Origin of the sequence: Bifidobacterium pseudolongum subsp. pseudolongum DSM 20099 (assembly GCF_000771225.1) — a bacterium.
Classification (GTDB): Bacteria; Actinomycetota; Actinomycetes; order Actinomycetales; family Bifidobacteriaceae; genus Bifidobacterium; species Bifidobacterium pseudolongum.
Genome location: NZ_JDTZ01000002.1, coordinates 111,032 through 128,735, shown reverse-complemented (window position 1 = coordinate 128,735; position 17,704 = coordinate 111,032). Strand labels below are relative to the sequence as shown.

Annotated in this window: 16 protein-coding genes; 7 read left to right on the top strand and 9 right to left on the bottom strand. The window is 65.6% G+C overall.

Annotation, left to right across the window (positions count from 1 at the left end; translation table 11 throughout):
- Positions 1-969 carry a methionyl-tRNA formyltransferase gene (gene fmt / locus OU02_RS00620; RefSeq protein ID WP_033488307.1) on the top strand — a complete coding sequence of 323 codons (969 nt, stop codon included), beginning with the start codon at positions 1-3 and terminating at the stop codon, positions 967-969.
- A 21-nt stretch (positions 970-990) separates the two neighbouring features.
- Here the strand turns inward: fmt and serB are convergent, their stop codons facing one another.
- Positions 991-1,674 carry a phosphoserine phosphatase SerB gene (gene serB, locus OU02_RS00615; RefSeq protein WP_033488527.1) on the bottom strand — a complete coding sequence of 228 codons (684 nt, stop codon included), beginning with the start codon at positions 1,672-1,674 and terminating at the stop codon, positions 991-993.
- A 37-nt stretch (positions 1,675-1,711) separates the two neighbouring features.
- Between serB and OU02_RS00610 the strand changes: the two genes are divergently transcribed.
- From OU02_RS00610 to OU02_RS00585, 6 genes are all read left to right on the top strand, one after another.
- Positions 1,712-2,419, top strand: coding sequence for a DedA family protein (locus tag OU02_RS00610; RefSeq protein ID WP_033488306.1), 708 nt, complete (start codon positions 1,712-1,714; stop codon positions 2,417-2,419).
- Positions 2,420-2,521: 102 nt separating this feature from the next.
- The gene (arc, locus tag OU02_RS00605; RefSeq protein WP_051918182.1) at positions 2,522-4,093 is read left to right on the top strand and encodes a proteasome ATPase; all 1,572 of its coding nucleotides are present in this window, start codon (positions 2,522-2,524) and stop codon (positions 4,091-4,093) included.
- The gene (dop, locus tag OU02_RS00600; RefSeq protein ID WP_033488305.1) at positions 4,090-5,670 is read left to right on the top strand and encodes a depupylase/deamidase Dop; all 1,581 of its coding nucleotides are present in this window, start codon (positions 4,090-4,092) and stop codon (positions 5,668-5,670) included. The genes arc and dop overlap by 4 nt, the downstream gene beginning before the upstream one ends.
- A gap of 151 nt (positions 5,671-5,821) precedes the next feature.
- A complete protein-coding gene (locus OU02_RS00595) occupies positions 5,822-6,694 on the top strand; it encodes an inositol monophosphatase family protein (protein WP_051918183.1) in 873 nt (290 codons plus the stop codon).
- Positions 6,695-6,729: 35 nt separating this feature from the next.
- Complete coding sequence (locus OU02_RS00590; protein WP_033488304.1) at positions 6,730-6,915, top strand: ubiquitin-like protein Pup; 186 nt, start codon at positions 6,730-6,732, stop codon at positions 6,913-6,915.
- Entirely contained in the window at positions 6,915-8,369 is a 1,455-nt protein-coding gene (locus tag OU02_RS00585; RefSeq protein WP_033488303.1) for a proteasome accessory factor PafA2 family protein, read from the top strand. Before OU02_RS00590 ends, OU02_RS00585 begins: the two co-directional genes overlap by 1 nt.
- An 89-nt stretch (positions 8,370-8,458) precedes the next feature.
- On the opposite strand, the gene OU02_RS00580 is transcribed toward OU02_RS00585, so the two are convergent.
- From OU02_RS00580 to OU02_RS00545, 8 genes are all read right to left on the bottom strand, one after another.
- Positions 8,459-8,740: an HU family DNA-binding protein gene (locus OU02_RS00580; protein ID WP_022857750.1), complete on the bottom strand. Its 282-nt coding sequence runs from the start codon at positions 8,738-8,740 to the stop codon at positions 8,459-8,461.
- Between the two features lie 159 nt (positions 8,741-8,899).
- Positions 8,900-11,377, bottom strand: a complete 2,478-nt coding sequence (locus tag OU02_RS00575; RefSeq protein ID WP_051918184.1) for a lysylphosphatidylglycerol synthase transmembrane domain-containing protein — start codon at positions 11,375-11,377, stop codon at positions 8,900-8,902.
- A gap of 162 nt (positions 11,378-11,539) precedes the next feature.
- Entirely contained in the window at positions 11,540-12,982 is a 1,443-nt protein-coding gene (gene purB, locus OU02_RS00570; protein WP_033488302.1) for an adenylosuccinate lyase, read from the bottom strand.
- A gap of 70 nt (positions 12,983-13,052) precedes the next feature.
- Positions 13,053-14,546 (bottom strand): PGAP1-like alpha/beta domain-containing protein, encoded by a 1,494-nt coding sequence (locus OU02_RS00565; protein ID WP_033488301.1) that lies wholly within the window; start codon positions 14,544-14,546, stop codon positions 13,053-13,055.
- Positions 14,543-14,908, bottom strand: coding sequence for a hypothetical protein (locus OU02_RS08670; protein WP_026643361.1), 366 nt, complete (start codon positions 14,906-14,908; stop codon positions 14,543-14,545). The genes OU02_RS00565 and OU02_RS08670 overlap by 4 nt, the downstream gene beginning before the upstream one ends.
- 170 nt (positions 14,909-15,078) lie before the next feature.
- The gene (locus tag OU02_RS00555) at positions 15,079-15,633 is read right to left on the bottom strand and encodes a DUF6466 family protein (RefSeq protein WP_051918185.1); all 555 of its coding nucleotides are present in this window, start codon (positions 15,631-15,633) and stop codon (positions 15,079-15,081) included.
- Complete coding sequence (locus OU02_RS00550; RefSeq protein ID WP_033488300.1) at positions 15,630-16,655, bottom strand: vWA domain-containing protein; 1,026 nt, start codon at positions 16,653-16,655, stop codon at positions 15,630-15,632. The genes OU02_RS00555 and OU02_RS00550 overlap by 4 nt, the downstream gene beginning before the upstream one ends.
- Positions 16,652-17,704 (bottom strand): VWA domain-containing protein, encoded by a 1,053-nt coding sequence (locus OU02_RS00545; protein ID WP_033488299.1) that lies wholly within the window; start codon positions 17,702-17,704, stop codon positions 16,652-16,654. The genes OU02_RS00550 and OU02_RS00545 overlap by 4 nt, the downstream gene beginning before the upstream one ends.

The following is a 17,704-nucleotide window of genomic DNA, read 5'->3' as shown; positions in this document are numbered from 1 at the left end:
ATGGTACGAGTGCTGTTTGCGGGAACGCCTGAGGCGGCGGTGCCTTCGTTGCGCAAGCTGGCGCATGACACGGAGCATTTCGAAGTGGTGGCGGTGTTGACCCGCCCCGACGCCCCTGCAGGGCGTGGACGCAAGCTCATGCCGAGCCCGGTCAAGCAGGCCGCGCTGGAACTGGGGCTGCCGGTCATGGAATGCGACCCGAGCGAGGAGACGTTCCTCGCGGCGCTCAAGGCCACCGGCGCCGAAGCCGGCGCGGTCGTGGCATATGGACGTCTGCTCAAGGAACCGGTGCTCGACGCATTGCCGTTGGGGTGGTACAACTTGCATTTCTCGCTGCTGCCGCAATGGCGCGGCGCGGCGCCGGTGCAGCGTGCGATCTGGGCCGGGGAATCGTTGACGGGCGCTTCGGTGTTCCGCATCACCAAGGGCATGGACGAAGGCCCGGTGCTCGCGCAGTCCACCGTGGAGATCGGTGCGCACGAGAACGCCGGCGAACTGCTCGAGCGTCTGGCGCAAGATGGCGCGAACCTGCTGGCGGCCTCGCTGCAGGGCATGGCAGAAGGGCAGATCCAGCCGGTCGAACAGCCACAGGGCGCCTACGAAGTGGCGGCGAAGATCACGCACGACGATGCGCGCATGCATTTCAATGTGCCGGCCTTCGCGCTCGACCGCCAGGTCCGCGCATGCACGCCGAACCCCGGCGCATGGTGCCAGCTGCACGAGGCGGCCGACGCGCTGGAACCGATCCAACTGCACGTGTCGAAGGCTGTTGTGGCAGGCGCCGACGACGAGTCGGCGCCGCATGGGCTCAAGCCCGGCGAACTCAAGGTGACCAAGCACCATGTGTGGGTCGGCACCGCCACTGATGCGCTCGAGCTGCTTGTGGTCAAGGCGCAGGGCAAGAAGCAGATGGGCGCCGCCGAATGGGCGCGTGGCGCGCATCTGATCGAGGGCGCGTTCTGCGACTGAGGCGGGCCTTTCCGCGTTCGGTCAGTGCGCGAGGAAATCAAGCACGCGCGTCAGGTCGCGGGTGTCGATTGTGTGCGGTGCGGCCGCCCGCACCTTCGGCTTGGCGCAGAACGCGATACCGAGGCCGGCGGCGCCGATCATCGGCAGATCATTGGCACCGTCGCCCACCGCAACGGTCTGGCGCATGTCAATCGCGTTGCGCTGTGCCCAATCGTGCAGCGCCTGCAGTTTGACGTCTTTCGTGACGATCGGTCCGGTGACGGTGCCGTCGAGCGTGCCGGTCGCGTCATCCAGGCCGAGCCGGTTGGCGATCCAATAATCCAGGCCCGCTTCGCGGGCGAGCCGGTCCACGATCTCGTGGAAGCCGCCCGAGACGACGCCCACCTTCCAACCGTGCGCATGCAGGCGTTCGATGAGCGTCAGCGCGCCATTGGTGAAATGCAGGCGTGCATACACGTCATCGAGCCTCGAAGCGGGAAGTCCTTTCAGGAAGGCCACGCGCGCATGGAGCGCCTCGGCGAAATCGAGTTCGCCGTTCATTGCGCGTGCAGTCACGTCGGCGATGCGCTCACCAACGCCGGCCGCGTCGCCGAGCTCGTCGATGACTTCCTCATCGATGAGCGTGGAATCCACATCCATCACGAGCAGTCCGGGTGTGCAAAGTGTGGGCATATCGTCAAGGACTTGCAAAGGTTGTACGCTCATGCGTTCGATTGTCGAAAAACGTTGGGACAATCGAACCATGAACTTTTCCATTATCCTTGCACAGACACCCGTTGACCAACAGCTCGTGTGCGCGACCGGTTCGGACGGCCTGATCGGCTCGATGACCGCATGGCTCGTCTCACTGATGGAAAGCGTCGGCGGCGTGGGGGTGGCGCTCGCCATCGCCCTCGAATCGATATTCCCGCCGATCCCCAGCGAAATCATCCTGCCACTGGCCGGGTTCACGGCGGCGCGTGGAAGCATGGGACTCATCGCCGCGATCATCTGGGCCACGATGGGCTCGCTGCTCGGCGCATGGACCCTTTACGGCATCGCGCGCTGGTTCGGCCTGCACCGCATCCATGCGGCGGCCGACCGCATCCCCGGGGTGCAGCGCGCCGACGTGGACAAGGCGAATCGCTGGTTCACCAAATACGGTACATGGTCGGTGCTGCTGGGGCGTGTAATCCCGGTGGTCCGTTCGCTCATCTCGATTCCCGCCGGATTCAACCGCATGAACTTCATGCAGTTCTCGCTGTGGACCTTTGTGGGCTCGGCGATCTGGAACACAATCCTTGTGACCGCCGGCTACATGCTCGGCGACCAATGGTGTTCGATCCTTGGTGTGCTCAACGTCTTCGAAGACGTGATCATCGCGGTCTTCGTGGCGGTGCTCGCGTTCTTCGGCGTGCGTTGGATTCGCAATCTGATACGCGAGCGGCGAAGCCAAGGCGACCATGCGTAGTATGGGCCTACGCGTACAGCGTTGAAGTCATGGCCGGATGGGGCCGCCCCAGTACACTGGAGGCGGGAACCATCCGGCTTTTTCCATGGAAATCGGGGTGCAATGGACGAACAGGAGAATCTGGCGCAATTGAACGACCGCCTGCAGGCGAAGAACCATGCGTTGGCGCAGGCGTTGACGCGCGCCGGCGAAGAGTTCGCCAAAGCCAAGGCGCAGCTCGAACAGTTCGCCCAGCCGCCGCTCACCTTCGCAGCGATGCTGCGGCTGGACCGTTGTTCGACCGATTCGCATGGCGTGCAGCACGCATGTGCCGAAGTGCTCCACGGCAGCCGCCGCGTGGTGCTGCCGGTGGCCCCCACCGTCAACGCCGCACGGCTCGCGCCCGGCATGACGCTGCTCGTCAACGAGAACATGGTCATCGTCGGCACGGCGGCGGCCGACCGCTGCGGCGTGGTGCGCCAAGTTGACGAACTGCTCGACGACGGCCGCCTCATCGTCTCTGACGCTTCGGGCGCCCGCACGGTCGTTGAGCGCGCGCAGGACCTGCGACACGCGCGCATCAGCGGCGCCGACCGCGTGATGCTTGACACGTCAGCGCGATTCGCGGTGCAGGTGCTGCCACGCGAACACACCGACAGCCTCGTGCTTGAAGAGACGCCTGACGTCACCTTCCACGACATCGGCGGGCTCGACGAGCAGATCGCCACGATCAAAGACGCGGTGGAACTGCCGTTCACGCACCGCGACCTGTTCGCGCGTTTCGCGTTGAAACCGCCGAAAGGCGTGCTGTTGTACGGTCCGCCCGGCAACGGCAAGACATTGATCGCGAAGGCCGTGGCGCACTCGCTGGCTCAGGGCGCCGGCGGCAGTGGTGTGTTCCTTTCGGTCAAAGGCCCGGAACTGCTCAACAAATACGTGGGTGAATCCGAACGGCTGATCCGCCTCATCTTCGACCGCGCGCGCGAGCGGGCGCGCGATGGACGCCCGGTGATCGTGTTCATCGACGAGATGGACGCGTTGCTGCGCACCCGCGGTTCCGGTGTCTCCTCGGACGTGGAGACGACGATCGTGCCGCAGTTCCTTGCGGAACTCGACGGCGTGGAGCAGCTTGACAACGTGATTGTGATCGGCGCCTCGAACCGCATCGACATGATCGACCCGGCGGTGCTGCGCCCCGGCCGGCTCGACGTGAAGATCAAGGTCGACCGCCCTGGCCCCGAACAGGCACGCCGGATCGTGGCCCAGTACATCACCAATGCGCTGCCGCTCGCGCCATCCACAAGCGCCGCGCAGCTCGTCGATGCGCTCGTCGACGATGTCGTCTCGCCGCGCCGCGCGATCGCCCGTGTGCGCGACGAGCATGGCGACTGGAGCATGCTGCTGCTCGCCGATGTGATGTCGGGCGCGATGCTCAAGAACATCGTCGACCGCGCCAAGACGAAGGCCGTCAAGGAGTCGGTGCGCCAAGGGCACGATGTGCCGATCGATGCGGCGCTCGTGCGCGAAGCGGTCGACGAGGAATGCGATTCGGCGCGCGCCACACTCGCTGAGGTCAATCTCGAGCAGTGGGTGCGCACCAACGGTTTCGACGCGCGGCGCATCACCGACCTGCGCGCATTGCCCGCGCATGCGGCGGATGCGGCAGAAGGCACCTACGGAATGGAGCAGGCATGAGTGTACGGCGCATCATGGGCACGGAGACCGAGTACGCGGTGAGCGGCGCACCGGGTGGCAATCCGGTGCAGTGGTCATTCGACGTTGTGGCTGGGGCGTCCACCCCGCGCACGCGGCACATCCGCTGGGACTACCGGCAGGAGGATCCGGTCAACGACATGCGCGGCATGCGCCTCGACCGGGCGAGCGCGCGCCCTGACATGCTCACGGATGAACCTCAGCCTCATGTGACGAATGTGATCGCTCCGAACGGCGGGCGCATCTATGTCGACCACGCGCACCCCGAATATTCGGCGCCCGAAACGGACGACCCGTTCACGGCAGTCGTCTACGACACGGCGGGCGATGTGTTGATGGAGCAAGCCGCGCGGCAGGCGGGCGGCCTGCAGCTGCACCGCAACAACGTGGACGGCAAGGGCGCGAGCTGGGGCACGCACGAAAACTACATGCTGAGTCGGTCAGTGCCGTTCGGGCAGATGGCCGCGCTGATGACCGCGCATCTGGTGACGCGGCAGATCTACACCGGTTCGGGGCGCGTGGGCATCGGCGAGCGCAGTGAGACGGCCGGCTACCAGTTGAGCCAACGCGCCGATTATGTGCATATGAAGGTGGCGTTGCAGACCACATTCGACAGGCCCATCATCAACACGCGCGACGAACCGCACGCCGATGCGGGCCGGTTCCGGCGTCTGCATGTGATCGTCGGCGACGCGAACCGCATGGATGTGCCGCGCGTGCTCAAACTCGGCACGACGAGCATGCTGCTGTGGGTGTGCGAGCACGCCGAGGAGGCGGGCATTGACTTGATGGGCGAACTGGAGGCGCTGACGTTCGTGGACCCGGTGGAGGCGATGCACCGCGTCTCGCACGACCTGACCTTGGCGCAGCCGCTGCCGATGGCGGGCGGCGGCGCGATGACCGCGTGGCAGGTGCAGGTGGCGCTGCAGACGCTCGCCTATGAGACGGCCGCGGCCGTGTACGGCACCGATACACGTGGCGAGCCGGTGTGGCCCGACCGCTCCACACGGTCGGTGATGGCCATGTGGAAGCAGGCGCTGCTCGATGTGGCGCGGATCAGGCATGCCGATGGAAGCGAACGTTTGCAGCTTGAGGCTGAGGGTTCGCGCATCGAATGGCTGTGCAAATGGCAGATCATCGAACGCCTGCGCCTGCGGCTGCATCCCGGCGAATCGTTCGACGAAAGCCTGCGTGACGCGCGACTCGCCTCGGTGGACCTGCGTTGGGCGAGTCTGGACCCGCAGGCATCGATCTTCGACAGGCTGCGCGGGCGCACCGAGCGCACATGCACCGACGACGAAGTGCGCACCGCGTGCGGCGAGCCGCCGGAGGACACGCGCGCATGGCTGCGTGGCACCATGGTGGAACGGTATCCAGAGCAGATCAGGGCAGTGTCGTGGACGCACATCACCACGACCGACGACGCCGACGGGCGGCAATGGACGCTCGACATGCGCGATCCGCGCGCCTATACCCGTGATGACTGCACCGAGGCCGTGGCGCAGACATCGAACGCGTGGAGTCTCATACAGACACTGTGTCAACAGGGTGGAGCATGATTGCAAACGTTATCTCAGTAACAGGCGCCGATGCTCGGATCCCTGTAGAAACCGGTATAGTGGTACCCGATGTGGCGGTCGCCATGGTGGCCGCAATGCACCGACGCGTGTATGCGCATACCAGAACCAGAACAGGAAACGGGAGGCTGCGATGACGCAAGGATTACGCGATCTTGCAATGCATGCCGCTGCCATTGCGCAGGACGCCGGCGAGCATGCCCTCAACGACCAAGTGATGCCCAAGGACCTTTCCGCGTTGTATTCGGTGACACGCGACTATTCGCGTGGGCTGACCGTCGACACCCAATTGGCGCAGTTCATATACAACCGACTCACCTACATCGACGCCTTCCAAGGCAGATGGAGCGACCGGCCGGAGCACGGCGCGTCCGGTGACCGCTACTGGTGCATCGGCGGTATCGACGGCGTGATCAACTACACGCGCAACATGGCCGAATGGGCGATCACGATATCGCTTTTCGAATTCAATGAGCACGATGTGGCGCAACCGATCCTGGGCATTGTGCATGCGCCCGCCCTGAACCTCACCTACATCGCGGCGCGCGGCGAGGGCGCCATCCGCATCCGGCGCACGCCGTTGGGCGACAAGCGCGAGAAGATCATGCCCTCGACCACGCCGCACCTCGAAGGATCGGTCGTCAGTTTCGGCATGTCGTTCAAATCCAACGAATCCAAATACGCGCTTGACGTGGTGGCCGACATCGCGGGCAAGCCAGCCGACATCAAACGCATCGGCCCGGTCTCGCTCGACCTGTGCAAGGTGGCCGACGGCACCTATGACGCCTACTTCGAGCCGTTCTTGCACCAATGGGATGTCCCCGCGGTATCCGCGGGCGCCGTGGTGCTGTGGGAGGCCCAGGGGCAGTTGAGCACGTGGTCTGGCGATCTGGTGCATTGGCGCAGCGAAAACGATGTGGTCGCATCGAACGGCCTGATCATCGACGACCTGCGTCCATATCTGATGCGTGAATTGGAACAGGAAACCAGCGGGACGAACGCGTGAGCGTCGGCACGCGACCATCACGAAAGCGAACAGCAATGCCTCAGGAACACACCAGCGCACAGGAATCCCCCCAGCAGCAGGAGCACGATGAAACCACCCAGCGGGTGGCCCCGGACACCAACATGGACAGTCTGGACGCGGTGCTCGACGACATCGAATCGGTGCTGGAAAGCAACGCCGAAGCGTATGTGAACGGGTTCGTGCAGAAAGGCGGCGAGTGATGCCCCAGCTGCATGACAGCCGCAGCCGCCACTCCACGCCAACGCAGCCATCGGCCACAGCCGGTGGCTGCGACCGTATTTTCGGGCTCGAAACCGAATATGGGTTGAGCGTGAGCGGCACCAGCCGCCCTTTGGACATCAGCCAGGTGGCCATGACGATGTTCCAGCCGGTCGTGCAACGCGAACGCTCCACCAACACGTACCTCGACAACGGATCGCGCCTCTACCTCGACGTCGGTTCGCACCCCGAGTACGCCACCGCGGAGGCACGCACGCCGTTCGATGCGATGCTCGCCGACGCCGCCGGCGAATCGCTCATGCGCACGATGGCGCTCGAGACGCAGGCCCGTCTACGCGCGCAGGCGGGGGAGCAGGCCACGATCCACCTGTTCAAGAACAATGCCGACAGCGCCGGCCACTCCTACGGCTGCCACGAAAACTATCTGGTGCGCCGGTATGTCGATCTGCGCGCGATCCAGACCCAGCTGCTGCCATTCCTGATCACACGGCAGATCTATACCGGCGCCGGCAGATTCGATGGCGACCACTGGACGTACACGCAGCGCGCCCGGTTCGTGGACGAGACAGTGTCTTCGGCCACGACGCGCTCGCGCCCGATGATCAACACGCGCGACGAACCGCATGCCGACCCCGAATCGTTCCGCCGCCTGCACGTGATCATCGGCGACTCGAACCGGTCGCAATGGGCGACGATGGTCAAATGCGCCACAACGCATATGGTGCTCAGCGCCATGGAACACGCAGCGCGCACCGGCGCGCCCAGCGGTTTGGAACGCCTCGAGATGAGCGATCCCGTGCAGGCGAATCTCGCAGTCAACGAACATGGGCCGGACGCCATGATCGATTTGGCGGATGGCACACGCATGAGCGCGCTTGCGATGCAACGCCTCGCATGGCGCGTCATCGAACGGTTCGCGCACGGCCATGCACACGAACTCGACGCGTCACTGCGGGGTGACCCGCTGTGGACGCCGCACAGTGTGCTCGATGCATGGCGGTGGGTGCTCGACAGGTTGGAGGCGCACGACATCAACGCGCTCGCGCAGGTCGTGGATTGGGCATGCAAACGCCGGTTCTTTGCGCGCCTGCAGGAACGTGGGCCGGTCGACCCGATCCGTATCGCACAGCTCGACCTGGATTACCACGACGTGGCCAACGGCACGCTGTACGAGGCGATGGTGCGCCATGGGCTCATGCGCGTGTATGCGGACCCACAACAGGTGGCGCACGCGGTGCATACGCCGCCCGAGCGCACGCGCGCGGTGCTGCGTGGTCGCTTCGTGCGGCGCGCGCAGCAGGCCGGCGTGCGTCATGTGTGCGATTGGACGCAGGTGCAGGTGCTGGAACCGGAGAAACGCACTGTGCAGCTGCTCGACCCCTTCGACAGCAAAGGCACGCCCGAATACCACGATCTGATGGCGTCGCTTGCGTAACGCGGCGCCATCATGGCACAAAAAAGACCCTGACCGCCGTCGGTCAGGGTCTGTACGCAAGATGCGTGGGTTCGCCTAAGCGAACATCGTCACTCGGTGACGGCCTTCTTGAGCAGGGAGCCAGCGGAGATACGCACGCCGTAGGTGGCCGGGATCTCGATGGTCTCGCCGGTGCGCGGGTTGCGGCCGGTGCGGGCGGCGCGCTTGACGCGCTCAGCGGAGAACAGACCGGTCAGTTTCAGGCCTTCGCCGGACTTCATGGCCTCGACGAACACATCCTGGAATGCGTTGACGGCGGCCTCAGCCTGAGCCTTGGTCAGGTGGGACTTCTGAGCGATCTTGGTGACGAGATCAGACTTGTTGTATGCCATGTGAGCATCCTTCTTGGTTCAGGGGCCGCCCTATTGCTCCGGGCAGCCACAGGTTCAGTTATGAATCTTAGCGCATAAATGTGGAAAAACCCGCGGTTTCCTAGGGTTTTGAGAAGTTTTTTCGCGGTTGGCCTCTTTTTGTGGGCTGATTGGAGCAAATCAGATCAGATTATGCCGGTCGAGCCACTTCATGGCAAGCGCGCCAACGGGTATGCGCAGCCAGTAGAACGCGATGCGGTAGACGAGTGTGGCCGAGATCGCGATCGTGGACGGTACGCCGACTGCGGTGAACGCCACCGAAAGCGCCGCCTCCACGGCACCGAGGCCACCGGGGGTCGGCACCGCCGAACCGAGCGTGTTGGCCAGCAGGAAGATGAAGGTCGTCTCGATTGGGTTGGTGTGGTAGCCGAACGCGAGCAGCGCCGCCCAGAAGCCGAAGCCCGTGGCCAAATTGAGCAGCAGGCCGCCGGCGGCGCAGATGACCACCTCCTTGGGCTGCGTGAGCGTCTCGAGCAGGCTGCGGGCATACGCCTTGGCGATCGGCAGGTATTTGTCGGTCACTTTCTTGCGTACCGGCGGAATCGCCATGGCCACCGAGACGATCAACGCCACACCGGCCACCACGAAGATGAGCATGTTCGTGGGGATCATGCCGGAAAGCGTGCTACGCCCGTTGACGATGCCGATCACGAGGAGCAGCACGACGGTCACCGCCGCCTGGACCGCCCACACGGCACTCATGATGGCTGTCGCCACGGTGCTGCGGTAGCCGCTTTTGCGCAGGAACTGGAGGTTGACGAACGCGGGGCCGATGCCGGCGGGCATCGACACGGCCGTGAATCCGGCGGCCATTTGCGAACACAGCAGGCCGAGGGGATTGCGGCGGTCCGCGTTCATGAAGCCGCCGAGCGAGACGGCGGACCCCACCCAGGCCAAGAAGCTGAATACCATGACCAGTAGCATCATCCAGATGTTCGCGTCGCGTGCCGCCTTGATCATCTCGTTCGGTTTCATCTGCGTGAGCACCACGCCGACGGCGATCACGAGCAGGGTGATCGCGAAGAACGAGCGCGCGTTGAAGCGCGAGAGCGTGACCTGCTCGAGCGATTCCGAGACCTCTTCCGGTGCGAGCGCGCTCATCGTCTTGCGCAGCTGTTCGAGCAGCGTCTTGTTCCACCCGGGCAGCGCGCGCGTGGCGGCTGGGACCGCGGCCTTCTGCACGAACGGGATGAGGTTGATGAGCGTGTCATCACCCCACGCTTCGCGCGCCGCGGCCACGGTGCGTTCGACGCCGAACACCGTGACGAACAGCGAGAGCATCTCCACCTTGTCGAGCGCCACGTTCGTCAATCCGCTCGCGTAGTCGCCGTTCTGCCAACCGCACAGGAACAGTGTCCCGTCGTCGAGGCGCGCCAAGGCGTCCTGCGTGATGTTGCGGTGGGTGAAACCACGGTGGTGCGCGGTGTTGATGTAGCGCATCAGATGGCGCATGTCGGCGTCGGTCATCGCCTGCATGTCACACGGCGTGGCCTTCGGCGACTCGTGCAGCACAAGGACCGAGGATTCGCCGGAGTCGGCGACACCATAAGGGCGCAGGGCGGCGAGCCCCAGATCATGCACGCCCAGCATCATCGCGTAATGGTGGTGGTTCGCGCTGATCGCGGAACGGTCGTGGCGCACCGCCACGCCACTCAGGCGGATGAGCTGCCAGATCTGGTTGAGGTATCCGGCGAAATGGCGCTGGTTGTCGAGCACCGAGACCACGTATGGCGTGCCGTCTTCGTCCCGCATCTCGTAGATGCGGGAATTCTCCACCATGTCGTCTTCGAGCGTGGCGTACAGCACATGGTCGGCGGTGCCTTCGAGATGGCGGCGGCGCAGTTCGCGCGGGTGCAGCCCGATCGACTGCAGCGCATGCACGACCTGCACACCCCAGATGCCGGTGCTTTGCGTGCCGATTGCGAAACGCGCGCACAGACCGACCACACGGCCGATGCAGATCGAAACGATGACGCCGGTCACGGAGTTCCACGAGCTGATGATGAGGAGCACAGCGCCGATGATCAGGATGTTCCAGCCCCATTTGATTGAAGAACGCGTGCGGCGCGGGCCGGCCGTGGTGAGGAACGCGGCCATGGCCGCATAGAAATCAGGGAGGAGCCATGGTCCCGATTCGGTGCCGGCGGATTGCACCGAACCGATGAGCAGGGGGCTGCCGTATTGGCTGATCAACGCCGAAGCGGCCCATACCGCGGCGAAGCCAAGGAGGAGGGAACCTACGGAACAGGCCGATTGCAGCCATTCGCGGTTCACAATGAGCTGAATGAGCACCATGCCGACCACGATGAGCACAATGAGTTGCTGCAGCAACGACGCGGGAAGGTCGAGCAGCCATTCCACGGCCTTCGCCGCCGTGTGCGCATCCGATTCCACTCCGGTGGTGATGCCGCGCAGATACAGGGCGAACACGAGCACGAGCACACCGGCGAGCAACGCGAACACGGCATGGAGCAGGTCGGCGGTCACATGCGTGCGCTTCGGGGCGTTGTCTGCGATCAGGACATCGGATGCCGTGCCGGGCGCCCCGCCGCGGGCTGTTGGCTGTGTGGCATCCGGATTCGCCACGGGTCTACTCATCTGGTTCCTTTGGTATACGGCCAATCGGTGGCTGGCGGTGGTCGCCGGCCGTGCCTCTTCATTCTATGTGACGAACCGCCAACGCAGAACGCGGGCCGGCCCCGTCCATCCCACACGTCGGTGAGGTGGAGTAGGGCCGGCCCGCGTCAGGTCCGGTGTGCGTCAGCGGTCGAAGTCCACAAGTTGCGCCGCCACACCCACATAGGTGGCGGGGGTCAGCGCCTTGAGGCGCGCCGCGGTTTCCCCGTCGAAGTCGAGGGAGTCGATGAACCGCTCCACGTCCTCCTGGGTGATCTGGTGGCCGCGCATGAGCTCCTTGACCTTTTCGTATGGGCGTTCCATGCCCGGACGGCCGGCGAGTTCACTCGCGCGCATCGCGGTCTGGATGGGCTCGCCAAGCACTTCCCAGTTCTCGTCGAGTTCACGCTCCATGACCTGCGTGTTCGGGTGGATCGACTTGAGGCCGCCGAGCAGATTGTTCAGGGCGAGCACCGAGTAGCCGAGCGCCGAACCGATGTTGCGCTGCGTCGTGGAATCGGTCAAATCACGCTGCCAACGGGATTCGACGAGCGTGGCCGCAAGCGTGTCGAGCAGCGAGCAGGAGATCTCGAGGTTCGCTTCGGCGTTCTCGAAACGGATCGGGTTGACCTTGTGCGGCATCGTCGACGAACCGGTGGCGCCCTTGACCGGCACCTGCGCGAACACGCCGCGTGAGATGTACATCCACGTGTCCACGCACAGATTGTGCATGATGCGGTTCGCGTGGCTGATCGTGCCGTAGAGCTCGGCCTGCCAGTCATGCGATTCGATCTGCGTCGTCAGCGGATTCCACGTGAGGCCCATGCGGTCCTCGACGAAGACGCGCGAGACCTCGACCCAATCCACGCCGTCGACGGCGGCCAGATGCGCGCCGAACGTGCCGGTGGCGCCGTTGATCTTGCCCAAGTACTGCTGGGTGCGTACATGCGCGATCTGGCGGCGCAGGCGGTACACGTACACGGCGAGCTCCTTGCCGAGCGTGGTGGGGGTGGCCGGCTGGCCGTGCGTCAGCGACAGCAGCGGCATGTCGCGGTATTCGTCGGCGCGGGCGGCGAGCAGGTCCACGATCGCGTCGATGCCGGGCAGCCACACGTGCTCGATGGCGTTCTTGACGCAGCGTGCCGTCGACAGGTTGTTGATGTCTTCGCTCGTGCATGCGAAGTGCACAAGGGTCTTCAGCTCGGTCAGCTGCGTGGGGCCCCCGAGCACGTCGGCGGCGGCGTCGAGCTGGTCGTCGATGTAGTATTCCACGGCCTTCACGTCGTGGTGCGTCACCGCTTCATGCGCCGCGTGGCGTGCGATGCCTTCGGCGCCGAACTCCTCGGGGATGGAGCGCAGGAACGCCTGCTCCTGCTCGGTGAGCGGCTTGACGCCCGGCACGATCGGCTGCCAGTCATTGCCGGCGTAGCCGTTGGCGAGCATGATCATCCATTCGACTTCGACGCGCATGCGCTCGCGGTTGAGCGCGGGCTCGCTCAGGTATTCGACGAGCGGGGCGGTCTGGCTGCGGTATCGGCCATCGAGCGGGGTGAGGGCGATGGCGGGGGAGATATCGGTTAGATTCATAGCTCCTCACCCTACTAAACACCGTAAACGCCGCGCGTGCGCCGTCTCACAGTCGGAAACGGCGCGCGCCTCAATCCTCGCCCGGCGTGTGGTGCGCCATGCGGCCCTGCCAATAGGTGGTGCCCACGTAGTCGCCCGCTATCGTCCCGCGGAAGTGGTCGTTGTGCTGTTGGACGGCCGGTGACCCCAGATCCAGCGCATGCCCCAAGGCGGCCTCGTGGTATTTCAGGTCATGGGTCAGCCGGTACGGCCCGTCGCTGTCGTCGATGGCCCTGCCGGTGCACAGGCCGTCACTGTCGCCGTCGGTCACGGTGCCGCGGATCGTGACCCAGTGGTCGTTCGCCGGATTGGAGGCGCCGTCGAGCGCCGCCACCAGTTCGTCATCCATCTCCACGCTCGTGACCCAGGTGTTTGAGCTGATTGGATGGTTGGCGATTGGGGAACCGGCCGTGACCACATGCTCGATGCGGTAGGTGTCGGCGTAATCCGAGGCGAGCGCGGCGGCCACGATGCCGCCTTGTGAATGTCCGATCAACGCCACGGAATCCTCGGGCTGCACCCCCGCCTGGTGCATGGCCTGCACCACAAGGCGCGCGCTGTCGGCATCGCGCCGCTGGGCGGCGCTGGCGCTCATCAGTTCGGCGTTCTGGATCCAACCGAACGGCGAATCCTTCTGGCCGTCGGTGCCGGGGATCGTCACGAGCCACGCCTGCGAACCGTCTTGCCTGCGGTATTGCGAGATGGCGATCGTGCCGTAGGCGAGCCCGTCGTCGCCGGCGCCGTTGGCCTGTCCGAGTCTGCGCAGGTCGTGCAGCGCATCCTGGATGCCGCTTGCCCCGCCCACGGCCATGTCGGCGCTGTCCACTTGCCGCATGCGCAACGACGTGCCTTGCACCATGCCGCCCACATGGCTCAGGAACGGTGAGGCCACGGCCGCCGTGTCGTTGATCGACTGCCCCGGAAGGTCGGTGAGGGACGCCAGGCGTCCACCCGACCCGCTGCATGCGGCGCCGATGCCGGAGACGACGCCCTCATGCGCCCACGCGGTGGCTTTGGACGCATAGGCCCAATTGAACGATTCCTCGGTGGCCCAGCCATAGATGCCTCCGGCCACCGCAAGCGTGCCGACAGCGATGCCGGTGGCCACGGGGTGGTGCACCGCGAACGCGCGCACCGCCCGGTTGACGATGCGTGTGTTGCGCATTTCCGCTTCGGCGTAGAGGCTGTGGGCGCGCGCCACCAGATCGGCGAGCTGCGTGCATTCGTCGGCGAGGACACGGCACCGCCGCGCCATCACATCGCTCGCGTCGCGCGCCGCGTCGATGCGCGCACGCTGATCGGTGTGCACGGGCACGGACGGTTCGGCGGTCTGCGCGGCGGCGGGGCACCAGACGAGGCGTTCTCGTTGTGCCGCAAGCGTGCAGGCGGCCTGCGTCCAGCGGCTTGCCGACGACGCCATCGCTGCGCTTTGCGCGTTGAGGGCGCTGTGCAGGCGCTGGTATTCCGCCTGATCGGCCACGGTGACGGCGCCGCCGTATATCGAGGAGCGAACCTGACGGGTCATGGCAACCCTGCTTTCAGCATGGCGCCCGTCGTGGCGCAGCAATCCAGATGGCCCGCGATTGTGGTGTCGAACTGCCGCATGCGCGCATGGAACATGTCGGCGGCCTTGCCGCTCCATGTGAGCCGCCGGCTCGATGCACTCACGCGGGCAAGGTCGTCCAGTGCGCCCGTCGTGGCGGTGGCCGCCGTGTGCATGGTTTGCGCGCATTCGGCCACGATGCCGGTGCAGATGCAGGATTGACGGGCGAAGGGGGCCTGTGGCTGCAGGCCGCCACCGAGAGGGAATGATGTGAATGTGCATAGGGGGCGTGTGGCGTGGGGATGGGCGCCGTACGCCCGCCAGGGAACCGTTGTGTGAATCATGCGTCCATTGAACGCGTGCCGTCGCCGTGGCGCCAGTCGGACGGGCCGATGTGGTCGGACGGCCGAGGCATCCCCGTCATGTGGATGGGCGCCTGTGTGGATGCATCATGCGTGCATCCACACAGGCGCCCATCCGGCAGTCGCCGGTCCACATGCCGCGTGCGGCGGGCTCACCACGGTTTGGCGTCGCCACCGCTCGTGTCGGTGCCGCTGTGGCGCTCGCCGTCGTGTTGCACGGCCTGGTCCTGGGATTCCTGCGTCTGCTCGTTGTTGCGCAGCATCTGCTCGATCTGTTCGCGTTGCTCGTCGGTCAGCGCAGGCTCGCCGCCTTGGCTGTTCGTGGTCGAATCGCCGGTCGTGGCCTGTGGCGTGCTTTGGGTTGTGGCGTCCACCTGCTGCTGCAGGCGTTCGGTCAATGCGCCGCTCACCTGGCTGTTGTGTGCGATCGCGGTGCGGACCGACGGCAGCAGCAGCATGGAGGCCTGCTGCGCTTCGGCCAGCTGCGCGTCGGTCTGCTGTTGTTGGGCGAGCAGCTGTTTGATGTCTCTATCCGCGGCTGCGGCGTCGCGCAGCGTGGCCGTCAGCGTCGCGGTCGCCTGGTTGTACAGGCCGACCGCCCGCAGGTTCCATCCGGCGAGCCCGGCGCAGGCCACCAGCGCCACCGCGCATACGCCGAGCACGATGCGCACAGCGCGCGTGCGCCGTGGTTGTGGTTGCGAAGTCATTGCAGCAGCCTCCTCGATTGCATGTGCCAGGCCGCGAACTCCCATGCCGCCACGGCGAGCAGCGCGATGGCGAACGGCCATGTGATGGGCGAGACGCGCGTGCGTTGCTTTTCCGTGGTGCTTTGTCGCCACGAGTTCGCTTCGCCGGTGATCCGCTGCTGGACCACAGTGCCGCCGGACGCGGTGAGCAATGCGGTGCCGCTGAGTTCGTCGGCGAGCGAGGCGATCTGTGCTTCATCCATGATCGACACGCCCGGCTGGCCGGTCGACGGATCGGTGACCCAGACGCCTTCCTCACTTGTGCCATCCGCATGCACCTGCGGCACCCGGCCGCCGGACGCGGACCCCACGCCAATCACACAGGCGTCGTTGAGGTAGCGGCGCAATGACGAGAACGTGCGGCGTGCCTTCGGTGTGGTCTGCTCGCCGTCGGTGATCAGGTACAGCACGATCGTATCGTCGGGGTGGGCATCACGCACGGATTTGAGCGTCAGCAGCAGTGTGTCGATCGCCGCGTCCGGAGACGAGCCCGCGGACGCGTCTGTGGGCTCCACGCGCAACGAATCCGCCCAGTTGTCGATCGCGCGCGCGTCCGGCGTCAACGGCACGTCCTGCGTGCCCGAGGCGCCGAACGAGACCGCGGCGAAGCTCGAATGCGCGTAGGCGGCCGTGATGTCGCCGATCGCCGCCTTCGCCGCGTCCAAGCGGCTGATGCGCGTGCGGTCGCCGTACGTGGCGTCTGCCACCCCCATCGACCCGGTCACGTCGGCCGCGATCACGACGTCGGTCGTGTTCACTGCACGGCTTGTGGTCGTCGTCGCGATGCTCGGCGTGAGCGCGAGCACCGCGACAAGCACGCACATGGCACAGCGGCGGACACATGCGGCCACGGTTTCGTCGGTGCCTTGCGCGCGCCGGCGCACATGGAACACCACGACGAGCACCGCACACACGAGCATCGCCGCAGCCAGTGCCGAACCAGCGGGCCAGCCCAGGGCGGGTGCCAAGGTCAATCCGCTCATCGCCTCAACCTCCAAGCAACAATCAGCCAGCCGGCGAGCAGCACGGCGATGGCAAGCGTCCACCAACCCGGCGCGTCCGTCCAATCGGCTTGGCTCGCCTCATCGACCGCGCTGATCTGCCGCCGGTCGATCGCGCGCACCAGATCCGCCACGGAGTCGCCGTCGGACTGCAGCAGGAACGTGCCGTGATGCTGTTCGATGAGGGTGCGCATCTGTTCGGTGGCCTCATCATGGTCGCTCTGTGAGGGGCCTGAAAACAGGCCGTCCACGGTGATGCCGGCCTTGCCCGTCAGGTCGAGCGCCTGCGCGAGCGTATAGGTCTGCGTGCCTGAAACCACGTTGTCGGTGGCCAGCACAATCGACGCGTCGCGCGACTGGTCGGCCTGCGTGCCGCCGTAGGTGAACCCCGGCAGCATGGCGGCGCAGCTGACAAGTCCATCGCCGATGAGCGACGTGGCATTCTTGCGGTTCTGCGTGCCGGCGAGCCAGTCGGAGACCTGCTGGTACTGCTGGGCGCTCATCTTGTCGATGTCGTCCTGCGTCTCCACGCCACGCAACAGATCGTCGGCGTGCTCAAGCTGCCGTGCGGCCATCGCGTAATCGTCGGTCAGCGGGAACACGGTGCGCGACGTCGAATTGAAGATGCTCAGACCGATGCGCTCGCCCTTGAAATGCGAGATCAGCGTGCGGTAGGTCGCGATCACCTGCTGGTCGTACGGCAGGGTGGACCCCGAGACATCAAGGCACAGCACGATGTCGCGCGATCCGCTGCGCTCGTCTTCGGCGGCCACGCGCGCCGGGCGGCCCGCAAGCGCCGCCATCGTGACCAGCGCCAGTACGGCGAGCACCGCGGCCGCGCGGTTCCACCGGCGCCATAGACGCAGCATGCGCGCGCCTTCGTCGGTCTTGAGGTCGTCGTCGATGTCGAAAACGGTGGCTTCGGGCGGTGCGCCGTGGCGGTGCGCGTCGATCATGCGTACCATGAGTCCGATGAGCACGCAGGCCGCCAACGCGATCAGAATGACCCATGGCCATTGCCAATGCAGCAT

Excerpts from the sequence above, each read along its gene's own strand:
- fmt (WP_033488307.1), top strand. The coding sequence starts at position 1 with ATGGTACGAGTGCTGTTTGCGGGAACGCCTGAGGCGGCGGTGCCTTCG.
- serB (WP_033488527.1), bottom strand. The coding sequence starts at position 1,674 with ATGAGCGTACAACCTTTGCAAGTCCTTGACGATATGCCCACACTTTGC.
- OU02_RS00610 (WP_033488306.1), top strand. The coding sequence starts at position 1,712 with ATGAACTTTTCCATTATCCTTGCACAGACACCCGTTGACCAACAGCTC.
- arc (WP_051918182.1), top strand. The coding sequence starts at position 2,522 with ATGGACGAACAGGAGAATCTGGCGCAATTGAACGACCGCCTGCAGGCG.
- dop (WP_033488305.1), top strand. The coding sequence starts at position 4,090 with ATGAGTGTACGGCGCATCATGGGCACGGAGACCGAGTACGCGGTGAGC.
- OU02_RS00595 (WP_051918183.1), top strand. The coding sequence starts at position 5,822 with ATGACGCAAGGATTACGCGATCTTGCAATGCATGCCGCTGCCATTGCG.
- OU02_RS00590 (WP_033488304.1), top strand. The coding sequence starts at position 6,730 with ATGCCTCAGGAACACACCAGCGCACAGGAATCCCCCCAGCAGCAGGAG.
- OU02_RS00585 (WP_033488303.1), top strand. The coding sequence starts at position 6,915 with ATGCCCCAGCTGCATGACAGCCGCAGCCGCCACTCCACGCCAACGCAG.
- OU02_RS00580 (WP_022857750.1), bottom strand. The coding sequence starts at position 8,740 with ATGGCATACAACAAGTCTGATCTCGTCACCAAGATCGCTCAGAAGTCC.
- OU02_RS00575 (WP_051918184.1), bottom strand. The coding sequence starts at position 11,377 with ATGAGTAGACCCGTGGCGAATCCGGATGCCACACAGCCAACAGCCCGC.
- purB (WP_033488302.1), bottom strand. The coding sequence starts at position 12,982 with ATGAATCTAACCGATATCTCCCCCGCCATCGCCCTCACCCCGCTCGAT.
- OU02_RS00565 (WP_033488301.1), bottom strand. The coding sequence starts at position 14,546 with ATGACCCGTCAGGTTCGCTCCTCGATATACGGCGGCGCCGTCACCGTG.
- OU02_RS08670 (WP_026643361.1), bottom strand. The coding sequence starts at position 14,908 with ATGATTCACACAACGGTTCCCTGGCGGGCGTACGGCGCCCATCCCCAC.
- OU02_RS00555 (WP_051918185.1), bottom strand. The coding sequence starts at position 15,633 with ATGACTTCGCAACCACAACCACGGCGCACGCGCGCTGTGCGCATCGTG.
- OU02_RS00550 (WP_033488300.1), bottom strand. The coding sequence starts at position 16,655 with ATGAGCGGATTGACCTTGGCACCCGCCCTGGGCTGGCCCGCTGGTTCG.
- OU02_RS00545 (WP_033488299.1), bottom strand. The coding sequence starts at position 17,704 with ATGCTGCATTGGCAATGGCCATGGGTCATTCTGATCGCGTTGGCGGCC.